This is a genomic window from Mesorhizobium sp. P2_D1 (assembly GCF_056404455.1).
The window spans coordinates 49,388-64,921 of the sequence record NZ_JBFUDZ010000015.1 but is presented as its reverse complement, the minus strand read 5'-3'; the positions used below and the strand labels follow the sequence as shown (position 1 = coordinate 64,921).

The window sequence follows — 15,534 nt, the reverse complement described above, 5'->3', positions numbered from 1 at the left end:
GCTATGATTGGTGAAATCTCGAATCGAGCCGGAACCGATGCGCCAATATCTTGACCTCTTGCAGCATGTGCTGGACAACGGCGCCGATCGCGGCGACCGCACCGGAACCGGGACGCGCTCCGTGTTTGGCTACCAGATGCGTTTCGATCTGGCGCGCGGCTTTCCCGTCACCACCACCAAGAAGCTGCACTTGAAGTCGATCATCCATGAACTGCTGTGGTTCCTGGCCGGCGACACCAATATCAAATATCTCACCGACCATGGCGTTTCGATCTGGGACGAATGGGCCGACGAGAATGGTGATCTCGGCCCGGTCTACGGCAAGCAGTGGCGCTCGTGGCCGGATGGCCATGGCGGGTCCATCGACCAGATAGCGAATCTTCTGAACGAGATACGCCGCAATCCTCAATCGCGGCGGCTGATCGTTTCAGCCTGGAATCCGGCCGAAGTGGAAGCCATGGCSCTGCCGCCATGCCACTGCCTGTTCCAGTTCTATGTTTCCGAGGGCCGGCTTTCTTGCCAGCTCTACCAGCGCTCCGCCGATATCTTCCTCGGCGTGCCGTTCAACATTGCTTCCTACGCGCTGCTGACTTTGATGGTGGCGCAGGTGACCGGGCTGAAGCCAGGTGATTTCGTCCATACGCTCGGTGACGCGCATCTCTACGCGAACCATTTCGAACAGGCGCGCGAACAATTGCAGCGCACGCCAAGGGCGCTGCCGACAATGTGGATCAATCCCGAGGTGAAGGACCTGTTCGCCTTCCGCTTCGAGGATTTCCGGCTGGAAAACTACGTCGCCGATGCGACCATCAAGGCGCCGATCGCGGTCTAAGTCCCGCCGATCGGCTCACCCTCGAAATCAGGTACCGATCAGTCGATGCCGACCATCACGTCCGAAGCCTTGATCACGGCATAGGCCTGCTTGCCCTTTTCGAGCTTAAGATCGGCGACGGCCTCGTTGGTGATCGAAGCGGTGACGACGGCGCCGCCAATGTCGATCCTGACATGCGAGGTGGTGGCTCCCTTGACGATCTCGGTGATCGTTCCCTTGAGGATATTGCGGGCGCTGATTTTCATCGGAGTTTCCTTTCCAGGGTTTCTTTGCCCGTCTTACCAGACCAATCGGTGTCGCATAGGGGTACGGGGCCTTCCCTTGTTATATTCATGCGGATATATCGGTTGGCAGGCTTCGAGCCGATCGGAATTTCAAACCCAGGGGAGTTTTCCATGACGCGCAAAGGTTTCGGATTGGGAGCGATCGCCATTGGCGGTTTTGCCGCGACGCTGATGGCGGCAGTGCCGGCCGCGCATGCCGAAGACAAGGTGGTGGTGTTTGCCGCGGCCAGCCTCAAGGACGCGCTCGACGCGGTGAACAAGGCATGCGAGGCCGATGTCGGCGAGGCCGCGACCGTCTCCTACGCCGCAAGCTCGGCGCTGGCCAGGCAGATCGAGGGCGGCGCACCTGCCGACGTCTTTATTTCGGCCGACCTCGACTGGATGAAATATCTCTCCGACAAGAAGCTGACCAAGCCGGACACCGAAGTGAAGTTGCTCGGCAACGAGATCGTGCTGGTGGCGCCGAAGGACTCGACGGTTGAAACCAAGATCGAGAAGGGTTTTGACCTTGCCAAGCTGATTGGCGACGGCAAGCTTGCCATGGGCGACTTCAAGGCTGTGCCGGCCGGCAAATACGGCAAGGCCGCGCTTGAATCGCTCGGTGTCTGGTCGTCGGTCGAAGGCAAGGTGGCGCAGGCCGAGAATGTGCGCGCGGCGCTGAAGCTGGTTTCGACCGGCGAAGCCGCCCTCGGCATCGTCTACGCCACCGACGCGCATGCCGAGAAGGGCGTCAAGGTGGTCGGCACCTTCCCGGAGGATTCGCATCCGCCGATCATCTATCCGGTTGCCCAGACCGCCGATTCGAAGGACAAGGATACGCCGGCTTTCCTGAAATGCCTGCAGTCGGGCAAGGCTGGTGCGCTGTTCAAGGAGCAGGGATTTACTGTCCTGACGCCGAGCAATTGAGGTACGAAACCAACGCATGAACTGGCTGCTGGACCTCACTCCCGACGAATGGAATGCGGTCCGGCTGTCGATCAAGGTGGCGACGGTGGCGATGCTCGCCAGCCTGCCGCCGGGCATACTGATCGCGCTGCTGCTTGCCCGAGGACAATTCTGGGGCAAGACGCTGCTCAATGGCCTGGTCCATCTGCCGCTGATTCTGCCGCCGGTGGTGACGGGCTATCTGCTGCTGCTGACCTTCGGCAAGCGAGGGCCGGCCGGCGCCTTCCTGGCCGAGCATTTTGGCATCGTCTTCTCGTTTCGCTGGACGGGTGCGGCGCTCGCTTGCGGCGTCATGGGCTTTCCCCTGATGGTGCGCGCGATCCGGCTGTCGATCGAGGCGGTTGACCGCAAGATGGAAGCGGCGGCGGGAACGCTCGGCGCAAATCCCTACTGGGTGTTCGCCACCATCACGCTGCCGCTGATCCTGCCCGGATTGATCGCCGGCGCCATCCTGGCTTTTGCCAAGGCGATGGGCGAGTTCGGCGCGACCATCACCTTCGTGTCCAACATCCCCAACGAGACGCAGACACTGCCGTCGGCGATCTATACCTTCACGCAAGTGCCGGGCGGTGACGAAGGCGCGCTCAGGCTGACGCTGATCTCCATTGTCATCTCGATGGCCGCACTGGTCGCTTCGGAGGTGCTGGCACGGCGTGTCGGACGGCGGATGGACATTGAATGACCGTCCTCGTCGACATCAGCCATCGCCTCGGCGATTTCAGCCTCGATGTTCGCTTTGAGAGCGCCGGGCGGCTGACGGCGTTGTTCGGACCCTCCGGGTCTGGCAAGACGACGCTGATCGATATGATCGCCGGACTGATCCGGCCCGACAAAGGGCGCATCGAGGTCGATGGCCGGGTGCTGGTCGACACCGGCGCTAGCATTTTCGTGCCAAAGCACAAGCGCCGCATCGGCATGGTGTTTCAGGATGCGCGCCTGTTTCCGCATATGAGCGTGGCCAGCAATTTGCGCTATGGCCGCTGGTTCACGCCGGCAGCGGAGCGCTACGCTGAGATGGATGCCGTTGTCGAATTGCTCGGCATTGGACCGCTGCTGGACAGGCGGCCGGCAAGGCTCTCGGGCGGCGAGAAGCAGCGCGTGGCGATCGGCCGGGCGTTGCTGGCCAGCCCCAGATTGCTGCTCATGGACGAACCGCTGGCCTCGCTCGACGAGGCGCGCAAGGCCGAGATCCTGCCCTATGTCGAGCGGCTGCGCGACGAGACGAAAATTCCGATCGTCTATGTCAGCCATTCGGTTGCCGAGGTGGCTCGGCTGGCCACCGACGTGGTGACGCTGGCGCAAGGCCATGTCATCGCCAGCGGACCAACAGAGGCGGTGATGCAAAGGCTCGACCTGCTGCCGGCGGAGGAGCGCGCCGAGGGCGGCGCCGTGCTGGACACGAAGGTGCTGCACCATGACGAGATTTTCGGCATGACCGTGCTCGGCTCGGCCGCCGGCGAGATCCGGGTGCCGCGGCTGGCGATGAAGACAGGGGCGCGGGTGCGCGTCCGCATCCGCGCCCGCGACGTGATGATCGCAACGGAGAAACCGACAGGCCTCAGCGCGCTCAACATTCTGCCGGGCACCATTGTCGCCATCAATCCGGGCGAGGGCGCGACAGTCGAGGTCGGCATCGACTGCAACGGCGCAACCGTGCTTGCCCGCATCACCGAGCAGTCGCGGCAGGGGCTGAAGCTTCGGCTCGGCGGCAAGGTTTTCGCGGTGGTCAAGACGGTGAGTTTCGACCGGGCAAACACCGGCGCCGGCCTGCCCGTCGAAGTGGACGGCTGACCATCGCTATGTTTTTTTGGAATAGCGGTATCACTAAAGAGCTTCTAGTATGGGATCGGGCGTGATCGCGGAGGAGCCAAAATGCCGTCGCTGAGCTTGCGGATAAATCTAGACCCCGACGGGCGCATCGGACCGGGCAAAATCGAGCTTCTCGAGCAGATCGCCGCCTTCGGGTCGATCTCTGCGGCCGCGCGTGGCATGGAAATGTCCTACAAGCATGCCTGGGACCTGGTCGAGGACATGAACCGGGTGTTCGGCAAGCCGCTGGTCGCGGCGCAGACCGGCGGTCGCAAGGGCGGCGGCGCGCAACTGACAGCGGTGGGGCTTGCGGTTGTCAGCCGCTTTCGCGCCATCGAGCGCGCGGCTGCGGCTGCGGCTGCGACGCATATGGAGGCATTGCAGGCTGAAATCGACGCCGGGTGAGAGCTGCCGAGCGGAAGATGGGACGCCCAGTTCACGGCGCCAACCAGAGGCCGACAGCGCGGTGCCAACAACATCATCGCAACGGTTGCTTTGTGCGCTCGCGGGCCAGTTGTCCGGCTCCGGATTCTTGGTTAGAATTGGCACCTCTTGGTTAGACGACACGTTGATGCACAGCAGATCGGCCCCCTGAGCACTCCATACATCGAGGAAACTGAGGCCATGATCTTGGAAACAGCGCAGCACTAGCAACAACTCAACACGAAGAGGCGCTGCGCGATGAGGGTACTGCTTCGGCTTACCTATGTCTGGCGGCTATTGCCTCGCGCAATGCGGGCTCGGCTTGCCTCGCTTCCCCTGTTGAGAAGACTGCTGCCGCTGCTCAGGCGCGGGCTAATTCGAAAGGACGCCGGCCCCACAGAGTTTCACCGAAACGACCTGACTGCCCTTGTCGGACGCAAATCAGCCCTTGAGATCGGGCCTTTCACCAACCCAACGCTTCGGGGTCCAAACGTCAGATATCTCGACGTCTTGGACAAGCAGGGCCTGATCAAGAGGGCGGATGCGGTCGGCTACCCATACTCCACCGCCCCTGTGGATATCGACTATGTCTCCAGCACCGGCGATTTGGGTATCGTCGCCGAGACGTTTGACTTCTGCCTGAGCAGTCACTGCATCGAGCATCAGCCGGATCTGATCCACCATCTGAGACAGGTCGAGAGGATTCTCGTGCCGACAGGCAGATACCTCCTGATTGTACCGGACAAGCGCTATTGCTTCGATCACTTCATTCCAGAGAGCTCAATTGCAGATTTCATCAACGCTCGGGGCAACAGCGTTCACTGCCTAAAGAGCGTCATCGAACACAGAGCACTGATCACGCACAATGACGCTGCCCGTCATTGGGCCGGAGATCATGGGCTGCCGGTTTATCGGCAGAATATTGCCGCCGTCTCCGTGGCCATGAGCGAATATGACAATTCCGGCGGGGCATACGTCGATGTTCACGCGTGGCAATTTACGCCGCACAGCTTCCGCGACGGCATAGAGGCACTTTCCAATCTCGGTCTCATCGGGCTGGATGTCGAGCAAGTCTATGCCACGCCGCACAACAACTTTGAATTCTGCGCAATTTTGAAACGACGGCAGGCGTAGGTCGTTAGGTTTGGACCTTCGGTTCCTGAAAATTACCGATCGTCCTGCGGCTCACCAGGCTTGCGCAGCAGATACGTATCCATGATCCAGCCCTTTTGCAGACGGGCTTCCTCGCGGACCCTTTCGATCTCCGGGCCGACATCGCCGATCCGGCCCGAGAGAATAATCTCGTCCGCTGTGCCGAGATAGGCGCCCCAATAGATAGCGACATCCTTGTCGGCAAGCGTGTTGAACGCGCATTTTCCATCCAGCATGACGACGGTGCTGCCGGCATTGTCGGCCAGGCCCTCTTGGGAGAGGCGGCGGCCGGTGGTGACGAGGACGGAATCGCCAATGCGGTTCAGCGCCATTTTGTGGCTGGCGGCAAGCGCCTGGATAGCGGTGATGCCTGGAATGACCTCCAGTTCGAACGCGACATTGCCTCTCAGGCGCACGCGCTCGAGGATTCGCAGCGCGCTGTCGTAGAGCGAGGGATCGCCCCAGATCAGAAAGGCGCCGCAGCCATCCTGCGCAATCTCGTCGCGGATCAGGGCTTCGTAGATGGCGGCAATGGCCTCGTGCCAGTCGTCGACCGTCGAGCGGTAGGAGGGCGCCGGCTCGGCGCGCACCGGCACGTCGAATTCGACGCGGCGCGACTTCGGGTTGGTGACGAAGCGATCGCAGATCTGGCGGCGCAGATCGGCAAGGTCGTTCTTTTTCGCGCCCTTGTCGGGGATGAACAGCACGTCGGCGCGGTTGAGGCCGTTTATGGCCTGAACGGTCATGTGGTCTGGATTGCCGGCGCCGATGCCGATGACGAGAAGCTTGCGCATGGAACGATCTCCTGCCCGATCGAAACCTGTTAGTCCAGAGCGTCATGGCGCGCCCGCGGATGCGGAAGGGCTTTGAAACGCCACATTGAAACGGCTAGGGTCGTGTCGGCATTCTAGCCGAGGGGGCTTCCATGTTGCGATACGTCCTGACCGCCGTGCTGGCGCTTTCAGCCGCGCCTGCATTCGCCAATGATTCGGTTGCCGAGCTCGGCACCGGCGGCCTGATCCTGTCGCGCAGCGATGCCGTGTCGATGCAAAGCGAGGACCTCTTCATCTCGCCGCAAAAGGTGACGGTCGACTACGTCTTCCACAACAACACCGACAAGGATGTCGACGCGATCGTCGCTTTCCCGATGCCCGACATTTCTGGCGATCCCGAGGAGATGCCGGCGATCCCTGAAAATCAGAGCGACAATTTTCTCGGCTTCGAGGTGACGATCGACGGAGTCGCCGCCAAGCCCCAGCTCGAGCAGAAGGTGTTCGCGCTCGGCATCGACATCGGTGCCGATCTGAAGGCTCAGAATGTGCCGTTCAACCCGTTCGGCGACGAGGCGAAGGCCGCATTGGCAAAGCTGCCGCAAGCGGTGGCCGACGATTGGGTCAACCGCGGCATCATCATCGAGGACACGATTGACGACAGCCCCGGCGCGAAACCCAACTACGCGCCGTTCTGGCAATTGCGGTCGACCTACTGGTGGCGCTCGACCTTTCCGGCCAACAAGGACGTTCATGTCTCGCACCGTTACAAGCCGAGCGTCGGCGGCACGTCTTCGGTCAGCTTTTACTTCGACGGCAAGTTCCAGGGCCAATACGCCAGCTACAAGACGCGTTACTGCATGGACGACACCTTCGAGAACGCGGTGCGCAAGGCGGCGAAGGATGGTCCAGACGGCTATCCCCAGTACAACGAAAGCCGCATCGCCTATATCCTGACCACCGGCGGCAACTGGGCGGCGGGCACCATCGGCAAGTTCAAGCTGACCGTCGACAAGGTCAATCCGAAAGCGCTGGTCTCGTTCTGCGGCGACAATGTCAAAAAGGTCGGGCCGACGACGTTCGAGATGGCGGCAGACGATTTCTATCCCGAGCACGACATCGACATCCTGCTTCTCGATCCGACGGCCAGCAATGGCGGGGAGGCCAACTGATGCATGTCGCGATTTATGTTGCCATTGCCGAGAACGGCGTGATCGGGCGGGATGGCGGGCTGCCCTGGCGGCTGTCCACCGATCTCAAGCGCTTCAAGGCCGACACGATGGGCAAGCCGATCATCATGGGCCGCAAGACCTTTGAAGGCATCGGCCGGCCACTGCCGGGCAGACTGAACATCGTGGTCACCCGCGACAAGGCCTGGCGCGCCGAGGGTATCGAGGTGGCGCATTCACTCGAAGCCGCGATCCAGCTGGCGAGGGTGCGCGGGCGCTGCATGGTCGGTGTGGACGAGGTCTGCGTCATCGGCGGCGGCGAAATCTACGCCCAGGCGCTGCCGCTGGCCGACCGGCTGCACGTCACCCATGTGCTGGCAGCGGTCGACGGCGATGCGCATTTCCCGCCGATCGATCCCAATTCCTGGCGTATGGTCAGCTCACAGGAGATTCCGGCGGGGGAAAAGGACAGCCACGCGACGCGCTATTCGGTTTACGAGCGACGCCGCGACGTGCATTGAAAGACGACAAAGGGTCGCGACCGGGCCAAATCGGACGAAGTCGGCAACGCATCGCGTTGAAAGCGTCTCGTGGCGTCCCTATAGAAGAACGATACTGGATTTCGCGCCATAATACCGGCGCTTGAGGGAATTCCATGCGAAAGGACATTCATGCCCTGGAACGATAAAAGCGGCGGCGGCGGCCCATGGGGCGGCGGCGGCAACAATCAGGGACCCTGGGGGCAGGGACCAAAGGGACCGAGCGGCCCGCAGGGCTCGCCTCCCGATCTCGAAGACATCATCCGCCGCGGCCAGGACAGGCTACGGCGCGCACTGCCGGGTGGCGGTGGCGCAAGCCCGGCTATTTTCGCGCTGATCGCGGCCGCACTTGTGGTGCTGTGGGCGTTCCAGGCGGTTTACACCGTGCAGCCCGATGAGGTCGCGGTTGAACTGCGCTTCGGCAAGCCGAAGGCCGAACTGTCGCAGCCCGGCCTGCATTTCCATTGGTGGCCGCTCGAAACCGTCGAGACGGCCAAGATTTCCGAACAGCTCGTCGATATTGGCGGCGGCAACACCAGCGGCAACGGCTTGATGCTTTCGGGCGACCAGAACATCGTCAACGTCCAGTTCTCCGTAGCCTATCAGGTCTCCGACCCCCGAGCCTATCTGTTCGACGTCTCCGATCCCGACGGCATGCTGCGGCAGGTTGCCGAAAGCGCCATGCGCGAAGCCGTCGGCCGCCGGCCGGCGCAGGACATCTTCCGCGATGACCGCCAGGGCATCGCCGCCTCGGTTCGCGAGATCATCCAGACCACGCTGGATGGCTACAAGGCCGGCCTCAACGTCAATGCCGTCTCGATCGAGGATGCAGCACCGCCACGCGAGGTGGCCGATGCGTTCGACGAGGTGCAGCGTGCCGAGCAGGACGAGGACAAGTTCGTCGAGCAGGCCAACCAGTACTCCAACCAGAAGCTCGGCCAGGCGCGCGGCGAGGCCGCACAGGTCCGCGAAGACGCGGCCGCCTACAAGAACCGGGTCGTGCAGGAAGCCGAAGGTGAGGCGCAGCGCTTCATCTCCGTCTATGACGAATATGCCAAGGCGCCGGATGTGACACGCAAGCGCCTCTATCTGGAAACCATGGAGAGAGTTCTGAAGGATTCGAACAAGGTGATCGTCGAGCAGGGCAACGGGCAAGGGGTCGTTCCCTATCTGCCGCTGCCGGCATTGCAGCCGAAGGCGCCGGCACCGGCCGCCCCTGCTGCCGTTACGGGAGGTAACCAGTAATGGCCAATCGTCTCCCCATCATCGTCGTCGCCGTGGCGATCATCCTGTTCCTGCTCTATTCGTCGGTCTTCGTGGTCAATGCGCGCCAGCAGGCGCTGGTCCTCAGGTTCGGCGAGATCGTCGACGTCAAGAGCGAACCCGGCATCTACTTCAAGGCGCCGTTCTCGTTCTTCGACGCCGATACGGTGCAGCTGATCGAGAACCGTGTGCTGCGCTTCGACCTCGACAACATCCGCGTCCAGGTGTCGGGCGGCAAGTTCTATGAGGTCGATGCCTTCATCGCCTATCGCATCTCGGATCCGCGCGTCTTCCGTGCCGCCGTGTCCGGCCAGATCGAACTGGCCGAAGCCCGGCTCAGGACGCGTCTCGACGCTGCCTTGCGCCGCGTATACGGTCTGCGCGATTTCGAGGCCGCGCTCTCCGAACAGCGCGCCGTAATGATGCGCGAAGTCCGCGATCAGCTCCGGCCCGACGCCACGTCGCTCGGCCTGCAGATCGAGGATGTCCGCATTCGCCGTACCGATCTCACCGCGGAAGTCTCGCAGCAGACATACGACCGCATGAAGGCCGAACGCCTGGCAGAGGCTGCGCGGCTGAGGGCACGCGGCAACGAAGCGGCACAGCGCATCACGGCTCGCGCCGATCGCGAAGTGGTCGAGATCGTTGCCGAAGCGCGCAAAGAGTCGGAAATCCTGCGAGGCGAGGGCGAAGCCCAGCGCAGCGCCACCTTCGCGGAAGCGTATAAGCGCGACCCGGCCTTCTTCGATTTCTATCGGTCGATGAACGCCTATGGCACGGCGCTGGACAACACCGGGACGACCATGGTGCTGTCGCCGAACTCCGAGTTCTTCCGGTTCTTCCGCGATCCTGATGGCAAGGAGGCGCCGGCGAAGCCGGTTTCACCGGCACCTGCCGCGCCTGCGACGGCACCTGCCGCGCCTGCGACGGCACCAGCCGCGCCGGCGGCACAGCCCAGCACCAGCCCGTAGCGGCAGGTGCAGGACTTTCTCGCCGCCATGGGCCTTGTCCTTGTGATAGAAGGTCTGGTCTATGGCGGCTTTCCAGGCCTTGCCAGGAAGCTCGCCACTGAAGTGTTGTCGCTGCCCGAGAATGCGTTGCGGATCGCCGGGCTGGCGGCGATTGCCGTCGGTGTCGGCATCGTCTGGCTGGTGCGAAGCGGGTGAGGGCGGCGAGCTTCGATCCCGGGGATACGAACTTCGATCCTGGGGGATACGAGCTTCGATCCTGGGGGATACGAGCTTCGATCCCGGGATAACGGATGATTTATCCTCTGCCGATAGTCATAGCCGCAAACGTGCCGTATTTTTTGCCAACATGGCGCGACGCGGCGTTTTCGTCGAAGCGCTTTTCTTTTCAAGAATACCGGGAGGCTTCTCGATGACATCCAATACCCTTTTGCGCGCGGCACGGCGGACGCTCATCGCCGGTGCGGCAGCCCTTCTTGTCAGCGCCGTCGCTGCCCCGTCCTTCGTGACGCCGACATTGGCCGCCGACGGCCCTGCTTCGGTCGCCGACCTGGCGCAAGGCCTGCTCGGCGCGGTGGTCAACATCTCGACCTCACAGACTGTGAAGGGTACGGAAGGTCCGGGAGCGGTGCCGATGCCGCAGTTGCCCGAGGGTTCGCCTTTCCAGGATTTCTTCGACGATTTCTTCAAGAACCGTGGCGGCGACAAGGACAATGGCGGGCAGAAAGTGCAGTCGCTGGGTTCCGGCTTCGTCATCGACGCGGAGCAAGGCATCGTCGTCACCAACAACCACGTGATCGCCGATGCCGACGACATCGAGGTCAATTTCTCGGACGGCATCACCTTGAAGGCGACGTTGGTCGGCACCGACACCAAGACCGATGTCGCGGTGCTGAAGGTCGACCCGAAGGGCCACAAGCTGACGGCAGTGAAATTCGGCGATTCCACGAAGATGCGCGTCGGCGACTGGGTCATGGCGATCGGCAATCCGTTCGGCCTCGGCGGCACGGTGACGGTCGGCATCGTTTCGGCCCGCAACCGCGACATCAATTCCGGCCCCTATGACGATTTCATCCAGACCGACGCCGCGATCAACCGCGGCAATTCCGGCGGTCCGCTGTTCAACAGCGCCGGCGAGGTTATCGGCATCAACACCGCGATCATCTCGCCGTCGGGCGGTTCTATCGGCATCGGCTTCTCCATCCCCTCGCAACTCGCCTCCGGCGTCGTCGACCAGTTGCGCCAGTTCGGCGAGACCCGGCGCGGCTGGCTCGGCGTGCGCATCCAGCCCGTGACGGACGACATTGCCGAGAGCCTCGGCATGGCCACCGCCAAGGGCGCGCTGGTCGCCGGCGTCATCAAGGGCGGCCCGGTCGACAACGGCACCATCCAGGCCGGCGATGTCATCCTTAAGTTCGACGGCAAGGACATCCATGAAATGCGCGACCTGCCGCGCGTGGTCGCCGAAAGCCCGGTCGGCAAGGCGGTCGACGTGCTGATCGTGCGCAAGGGCGTCGAGCAGACCGTGAAGGTCACGCTCGGCCGGCTTGAGGATGGCGAAAAGCTTGCCAGCGGCGAGGACGGCAGCAACACCGACCAGAACAAGGGCGACAAGGCTCCGGCGGTCTCGACGGCTTCGGTGCTGGGCATGACCGTCGGCGAACTGAACGACGAGACACGCAAGAAGTTCAGCATTGCCGCCGATGTCTCCGGCGTCGTCATCACCGATGTCACCAAGGATTCGGCTGCCGCCGAACGCGGCATCCAGCCGGGCGAGGTGATCACCGAGATCGCACAGGAATCGGTCGCCACGCCCAAAGACGTCATGGACCGGATTGGCGCCTTGAAGGAGCAAGGGCGCAAGAACGCGCTGCTGATGCTGGCGTCGAAGACCGGCGAACTCAGGTTCGTGACGATCCGGATGGACTGAAGTCCGGAAAGGCTTGTAGTGCCCTGATTTTGAGACGAAAAAGGCGGCTATTGAGCCGCCTTTTTTCTTGCCTGCCAGTCCTTGCGCGACAATCTGTAGAGGACATGCCGCTTGAGCGCCGGGTGGCTGTCAGGGACGTCGGGATGGTCGAAGTCGCCAGCCGGGTCGACCCTCATGCCGAGGCGTTTCATGACGGCGGTGGAGCGATGGTTTTCGTAAACCGCGAAAGACACGATTTCGTCCAGGTCGAGCGTTTCGAAACCGTAGGCGAGCCAGGCCTCGGCCGCCTCGGTGACGTAGCCCTTGCCCCAGAATTCGGGGGCGAGACGCCAGCCTATCTCGATCGTGCCGGCGGGCAGGACGTCGATGTCTTCTGTCCCGGTTATCCCGACAAAGCCAATGCACTCGCCGGTGGCCGCAATCTCGGCCGCGGCGAAGCCATAGCCGTCCTCATCGACCCAGGCGCGGACCTCGTCCATCTTGGCGTCCGCCTCCGCGCGGGTGCGGCGGAACGGAAAGAATTCCATGACCTGTTCGTCGGAGTTGATCCGGTGGAACAGTTCGCGATCGCGATCCTCCCAGTTGCGCAGGATCAGGCGCTCGGTACGCATTGGTTTCATTGCACAAACTCTTCCTGTCTGTAGCCTTGCACATAGAGCAATGCTGTCAGGTCGCCATGGTCGATGCGAACCTTTGCCTGTGCCGCCACCGTCGGCTTGGCATGGAGGGCGACACCGGTGCCAGCCAGCCGGATCATGTCGAGATCATTGGCGCCGTCGCCGACAGCAATGGCGTCAGTCGGCGTCAGGCCGAGGCGTGTGGAAATCTCGATCAGCGCATCGGCCTTGGCGGCGCGGCCGAGTATCGGTTCGCCAACCAGCCCGGTGAAGCGGCCGTCCTGTTCGAGCAGGCGATTGGCGCGATTCTCCTGGAAGCCAAGCATGGCTGCGATGCGCGTCGTGAACACCTCGAACCCGCCGGACACCAGTGCCGTCCAGGCGCCATGGGCCCGCATGGTGCGCACCAGCGCGCCGCCGCCGGCGGCCAGCGTCAGGCGATTGGCGACGATGCGGTCGACCACGGCGGCGTCGAGGCCCTTCAACAACGCCACCCGCTCGCGCAAGGCCGGTTCAAACGCGATCTCGCCGTTCATCGATCGCGCGGTGATGGCGGCGACATGATCCTTGACGCCGATCTCGTCGGCCAGCTCGTCGATGCATTCCTGGTCGATCATGGTCGAATCCATGTCGGCGATGAGGATCTTCTTGCGGCGGGTTTCCGCCTGCTGGACGATCACGTCGACCGGTTCGGTGGCGAGTGCTGTACGCAGGGCGGCACTTGTCTCGGCGGCGTCAGCCTCCTGCGACAAGGCAAGATCGCAGGCAATCCCGTCGGCAAGCCAGACAACAGTGCTTGCGCCGACCGACCGTGACGCCATATTCGCAAGCGACTGCGACAAAGCGCGATCGGCGGGACGGGAAAYAAGCGTGGCGATGAGCGGCATGGACAATTCCGGCGGACAAGCGGGCGAGGGCCGCGTGAAGGACGCGATCCTGATAGCCGGGCCGACCGCCAGCGGCAAGTCGGCCCTTGCCTTGGAGCTGGCCGAGCGCAAGGGCGCCGTTGTCGTCAACACCGATTCCATGCAGGGCTATTCGGTGCTCGACGTGCTGACCGCCCGGCCGGGGGCGGCCGACCTCGCCCGCGCGCCGCATTTTCTCTATGGCCATGTCCACCCGGCCACAGCCTATTCCACCGGCGCCTGGCTGCGCGACGTGATGAAGCTGATCGATCAAGGTACGCTCTCCGGACAGCCTGTTATTTTTGTCGGCGGCACCGGGCTCTACTTCCGTGCGCTTGCCGAGGGCATTTCGGAAATGCCCGACATTCCTCAGCGAATTCGTGACCGCTGGCGCTATGAGTTGAAGGAGCAGGGCGCCGTCAAGCTGCACAGCCTGCTGCTGCGCGAGGATTCGGCGGCTGCCATGATGCTGAAGCCGACCGACAGCCAGCGCATCGTGCGGGCACTGGAGGTGCTCGATGCATCGGGCCGTTCGATCCGAGAATGGCAGGCGGAACGCGGCCGGCCGCTCATCGACAGGCAGAGCGCGCGTTTCTTGGTCATCGAGCCGGACCGGGCGGCGCTGGTCGACCGCATCGAAAAGCGCTTCGACCAGATGCTGGACAAGGGGGCACTGGACGAGGTCAAGCGGCTATCGGCGCTCGGCCTCGACCCCGAATTACCGGCGATGAAAGCGATCGGTGTTCGCGAACTGCAGGCCGCGATGGCTGGAGAGATTGGCTTTCCCGAGGCGATCGAGCGCGCCAAGATCGCAACCAGGCAATATGCCAAGCGGCAAACGACCTGGTTCAGGCACCAACTGGGCTCGGAATGGCAAAGATTGCGGCCCGGTGACGATCTGGAAACCACGATTTGATCGCCTGTTTCCATTGCAACCTAAAAAGTTTATCTGCAAGGTAAGGTTCCCGTTGCGGTTGTCCTAATTAACCCTCCGTAAGCCCGCCCATGCCATAAGGTCAGTGGGCACTTTTCCATTGGGGAGCAGATGCGTTTCCATAAGGCGGAATCAGCATTTTTCGTCTTTATCTTCGTGATCCTGGCCGCCGGCCTGGTGACGCTGCATGCCTATGGACTGCTGCAATCCTTCGCCACCGAGCTGCATACGGCTTCGGGCATGGACAAGGTCATCTATCTCAACAAGCTGCTGTTCGCGACCGGCGTGCTTTTGGCCACTGCGCTGTTCTTCGGCATTTTCTTCATCTATCCGCTGATCCGCAAACAGGCGACGGAGGAAGGCAAGCTGCGCGCCATGACGGTATCGCTCAGTGCCCGCTCCGAGACACTCGAGCATGCCGCGCTGACCGACGGCCTGACCGGCATGCAGAACCGGCGCTATTTCGACGACGCGCTGAAGGAATATCTCGAGGAGTTCCGGCGCATCGAAAAGCCCGTCGGGCTGATGATCCTCGACCTCGACCATTTCAAGCAGGTCAACGACACCCATGGCCATGATGTCGGCGACGAGGTGCTCAAGGCCGTCGCGAGCTGCCTCAAGGACATGACACGCTATCACGACGTGGTGGCGCGGCTGGGCGGCGAGGAATTCGCCGTGGTCACGCCCAACATGGACTCCGAACTGCTGGGCAAGTTTGCCGAGCGCATCCGCAAGGCGGTCGCCAACATGTCGGTGCTCTCCGGCAATGTCCGGCTCAAGATCACCACCAGCGTCGGTCTGGCTGTCTGGGACCGCAAGGAAACGGCGGAGGAGTTCTATCGCCGCGCCGACCGCCAGCTCTACGAGGCGAAGAGGCAAGGCCGCAACCGCGTCTGCGCCTAAAATCCCGAAGAAGAATTCATGAGGCCGGTCGCCTGACGCGGCTTTCTCGACTTCCGGTGCTCACGGACTAAATGTCCGCTCCGCTCCGGCT

The 15,534-nt window shown here is 62.6% G+C and carries 18 protein-coding genes; 14 read left to right on the top strand and 4 right to left on the bottom strand.

Features of this window, described 5'->3' with window-relative positions; all coding sequences use genetic code 11:
* The first annotated feature begins 37 nt into the window (after window positions 1-37).
* Window positions 38-832, top strand: a complete 795-nt coding sequence (locus AC1D0I_RS13645) for a thymidylate synthase (protein ID WP_477395654.1) — start codon at window positions 38-40, stop codon at window positions 830-832.
* Window positions 833-870: 38 nt separating this feature from the next.
* Here the strand turns inward: AC1D0I_RS13645 and AC1D0I_RS13640 are convergent, their stop codons facing one another.
* Complete coding sequence (locus AC1D0I_RS13640) at window positions 871-1,077, bottom strand: TOBE domain-containing protein (RefSeq protein ID WP_095087103.1); 207 nt, start codon at window positions 1,075-1,077, stop codon at window positions 871-873.
* Window positions 1,078-1,227: 150 nt separating this feature from the next.
* On the opposite strand from AC1D0I_RS13640, the gene modA reads away from it, so the two are divergent.
* The 5 genes from modA to AC1D0I_RS13615 all read left to right on the top strand — a co-directional run bounded on the left by modA (window position 1,228) and on the right by AC1D0I_RS13615 (window position 5,427).
* Window positions 1,228-2,022, top strand: a complete 795-nt coding sequence (gene modA, locus AC1D0I_RS13635; RefSeq protein ID WP_477302130.1) for a molybdate ABC transporter substrate-binding protein — start codon at window positions 1,228-1,230, stop codon at window positions 2,020-2,022.
* Between the two features lie 16 nt (window positions 2,023-2,038).
* On the top strand, window positions 2,039-2,743 hold the full coding sequence (gene modB / locus AC1D0I_RS13630) for a molybdate ABC transporter permease subunit (protein WP_477286977.1): 705 nt from the start codon (window positions 2,039-2,041) through the stop codon (window positions 2,741-2,743).
* Window positions 2,740-3,852 carry a molybdenum ABC transporter ATP-binding protein gene (modC, locus tag AC1D0I_RS13625; RefSeq protein ID WP_477302133.1) on the top strand — a complete coding sequence of 371 codons (1,113 nt, stop codon included), beginning with the start codon at window positions 2,740-2,742 and terminating at the stop codon, window positions 3,850-3,852. The genes modB and modC overlap by 4 nt, the downstream gene beginning before the upstream one ends.
* 81 nt (window positions 3,853-3,933) lie before the next feature.
* On the top strand, window positions 3,934-4,275 hold the full coding sequence (locus AC1D0I_RS13620; protein ID WP_095087111.1) for a winged helix-turn-helix domain-containing protein: 342 nt from the start codon (window positions 3,934-3,936) through the stop codon (window positions 4,273-4,275).
* Between the two features lie 528 nt (window positions 4,276-4,803).
* Entirely contained in the window at window positions 4,804-5,427 is a 624-nt protein-coding gene (locus tag AC1D0I_RS13615; protein ID WP_477395652.1) for a methyltransferase domain-containing protein, read from the top strand.
* Window positions 5,428-5,459: 32 nt separating this feature from the next.
* Here AC1D0I_RS13615 and cobF read toward each other — a convergent pair whose 3' ends face one another.
* Window positions 5,460-6,239 (bottom strand): precorrin-6A synthase (deacetylating), encoded by a 780-nt coding sequence (gene cobF, locus AC1D0I_RS13610; RefSeq protein ID WP_457153340.1) that lies wholly within the window; start codon window positions 6,237-6,239, stop codon window positions 5,460-5,462.
* Between the two features lie 131 nt (window positions 6,240-6,370).
* Here cobF and AC1D0I_RS13605 point away from each other — a divergent pair, with 131 nt between their 5' ends.
* The 6 genes from AC1D0I_RS13605 (at window position 6,371) to AC1D0I_RS13580 (ending at window position 12,084) form a co-directional block, all read left to right on the top strand.
* On the top strand, window positions 6,371-7,387 hold the full coding sequence (locus tag AC1D0I_RS13605; protein ID WP_477395651.1) for a DUF4424 domain-containing protein: 1,017 nt from the start codon (window positions 6,371-6,373) through the stop codon (window positions 7,385-7,387).
* Window positions 7,387-7,905 carry a dihydrofolate reductase gene (locus tag AC1D0I_RS13600; RefSeq protein ID WP_477227042.1) on the top strand — a complete coding sequence of 173 codons (519 nt, stop codon included), beginning with the start codon at window positions 7,387-7,389 and terminating at the stop codon, window positions 7,903-7,905. Before AC1D0I_RS13605 ends, AC1D0I_RS13600 begins: the two co-directional genes overlap by 1 nt.
* A 150-nt stretch (window positions 7,906-8,055) precedes the next feature.
* A complete protein-coding gene (gene hflK, locus AC1D0I_RS13595) occupies window positions 8,056-9,168 on the top strand; it encodes an FtsH protease activity modulator HflK (protein ID WP_095087121.1) in 1,113 nt (370 codons plus the stop codon).
* Window positions 9,168-10,157 (top strand): protease modulator HflC, encoded by a 990-nt coding sequence (gene hflC, locus AC1D0I_RS13590; protein ID WP_477395649.1) that lies wholly within the window; start codon window positions 9,168-9,170, stop codon window positions 10,155-10,157. Before hflK ends, hflC begins: the two co-directional genes overlap by 1 nt.
* 6 nt (window positions 10,158-10,163) lie before the next feature.
* Complete coding sequence (locus tag AC1D0I_RS13585; protein ID WP_477395648.1) at window positions 10,164-10,352, top strand: DUF2065 domain-containing protein; 189 nt, start codon at window positions 10,164-10,166, stop codon at window positions 10,350-10,352.
* A 214-nt stretch (window positions 10,353-10,566) separates the two neighbouring features.
* On the top strand, window positions 10,567-12,084 hold the full coding sequence (locus AC1D0I_RS13580; protein WP_457153337.1) for a DegQ family serine endoprotease: 1,518 nt from the start codon (window positions 10,567-10,569) through the stop codon (window positions 12,082-12,084).
* 47 nt (window positions 12,085-12,131) lie between these two features.
* Here the strand turns inward: AC1D0I_RS13580 and AC1D0I_RS13575 are convergent, their stop codons facing one another.
* A complete protein-coding gene (locus AC1D0I_RS13575; protein WP_477395646.1) occupies window positions 12,132-12,704 on the bottom strand; it encodes a GNAT family N-acetyltransferase in 573 nt (190 codons plus the stop codon).
* Entirely contained in the window at window positions 12,701-13,588 is an 888-nt protein-coding gene (gene serB / locus AC1D0I_RS13570) for a phosphoserine phosphatase SerB (protein WP_477395644.1), read from the bottom strand. Before serB ends, AC1D0I_RS13575 begins: the two co-directional genes overlap by 4 nt.
* Between serB and miaA the strand changes: the two genes are divergently transcribed.
* Both miaA and AC1D0I_RS13560 read left to right on the top strand, forming a co-directional pair.
* Window positions 13,578-14,522, top strand: a complete 945-nt coding sequence (gene miaA, locus AC1D0I_RS13565) for a tRNA (adenosine(37)-N6)-dimethylallyltransferase MiaA (protein WP_477395720.1) — start codon at window positions 13,578-13,580, stop codon at window positions 14,520-14,522. The genes serB and miaA overlap by 11 nt on opposite strands.
* A 129-nt stretch (window positions 14,523-14,651) precedes the next feature.
* Window positions 14,652-15,443, top strand: coding sequence for a GGDEF domain-containing protein (locus tag AC1D0I_RS13560; RefSeq protein WP_095087133.1), 792 nt, complete (start codon window positions 14,652-14,654; stop codon window positions 15,441-15,443).
* Window positions 15,444-15,534 lie beyond the last annotated feature (91 nt).

Bases quoted from the DNA above. Each gene is read 5' to 3' on its own strand.
- miaA (WP_477395720.1), top strand. From the start codon at position 13,578: ATGAGCGGCATGGACAATTCCGGCGGACAAGCGGGCGAGGGCCGCGTG.
- modB (WP_477286977.1), top strand. From the start codon at position 2,039: ATGAACTGGCTGCTGGACCTCACTCCCGACGAATGGAATGCGGTCCGG.
- modA (WP_477302130.1), top strand. From the start codon at position 1,228: ATGACGCGCAAAGGTTTCGGATTGGGAGCGATCGCCATTGGCGGTTTT.
- AC1D0I_RS13600 (WP_477227042.1), top strand. From the start codon at position 7,387: ATGCATGTCGCGATTTATGTTGCCATTGCCGAGAACGGCGTGATCGGG.
- AC1D0I_RS13575 (WP_477395646.1), bottom strand. From the start codon at position 12,704: ATGAAACCAATGCGTACCGAGCGCCTGATCCTGCGCAACTGGGAGGAT.
- AC1D0I_RS13580 (WP_457153337.1), top strand. From the start codon at position 10,567: ATGACATCCAATACCCTTTTGCGCGCGGCACGGCGGACGCTCATCGCC.
- hflK (WP_095087121.1), top strand. From the start codon at position 8,056: ATGCCCTGGAACGATAAAAGCGGCGGCGGCGGCCCATGGGGCGGCGGC.
- cobF (WP_457153340.1), bottom strand. From the start codon at position 6,239: ATGCGCAAGCTTCTCGTCATCGGCATCGGCGCCGGCAATCCAGACCAC.
- AC1D0I_RS13640 (WP_095087103.1), bottom strand. From the start codon at position 1,077: ATGAAAATCAGCGCCCGCAATATCCTCAAGGGAACGATCACCGAGATC.
- AC1D0I_RS13620 (WP_095087111.1), top strand. From the start codon at position 3,934: ATGCCGTCGCTGAGCTTGCGGATAAATCTAGACCCCGACGGGCGCATC.
- hflC (WP_477395649.1), top strand. From the start codon at position 9,168: ATGGCCAATCGTCTCCCCATCATCGTCGTCGCCGTGGCGATCATCCTG.
- AC1D0I_RS13605 (WP_477395651.1), top strand. From the start codon at position 6,371: ATGTTGCGATACGTCCTGACCGCCGTGCTGGCGCTTTCAGCCGCGCCT.
- AC1D0I_RS13560 (WP_095087133.1), top strand. From the start codon at position 14,652: ATGCGTTTCCATAAGGCGGAATCAGCATTTTTCGTCTTTATCTTCGTG.
- modC (WP_477302133.1), top strand. From the start codon at position 2,740: ATGACCGTCCTCGTCGACATCAGCCATCGCCTCGGCGATTTCAGCCTC.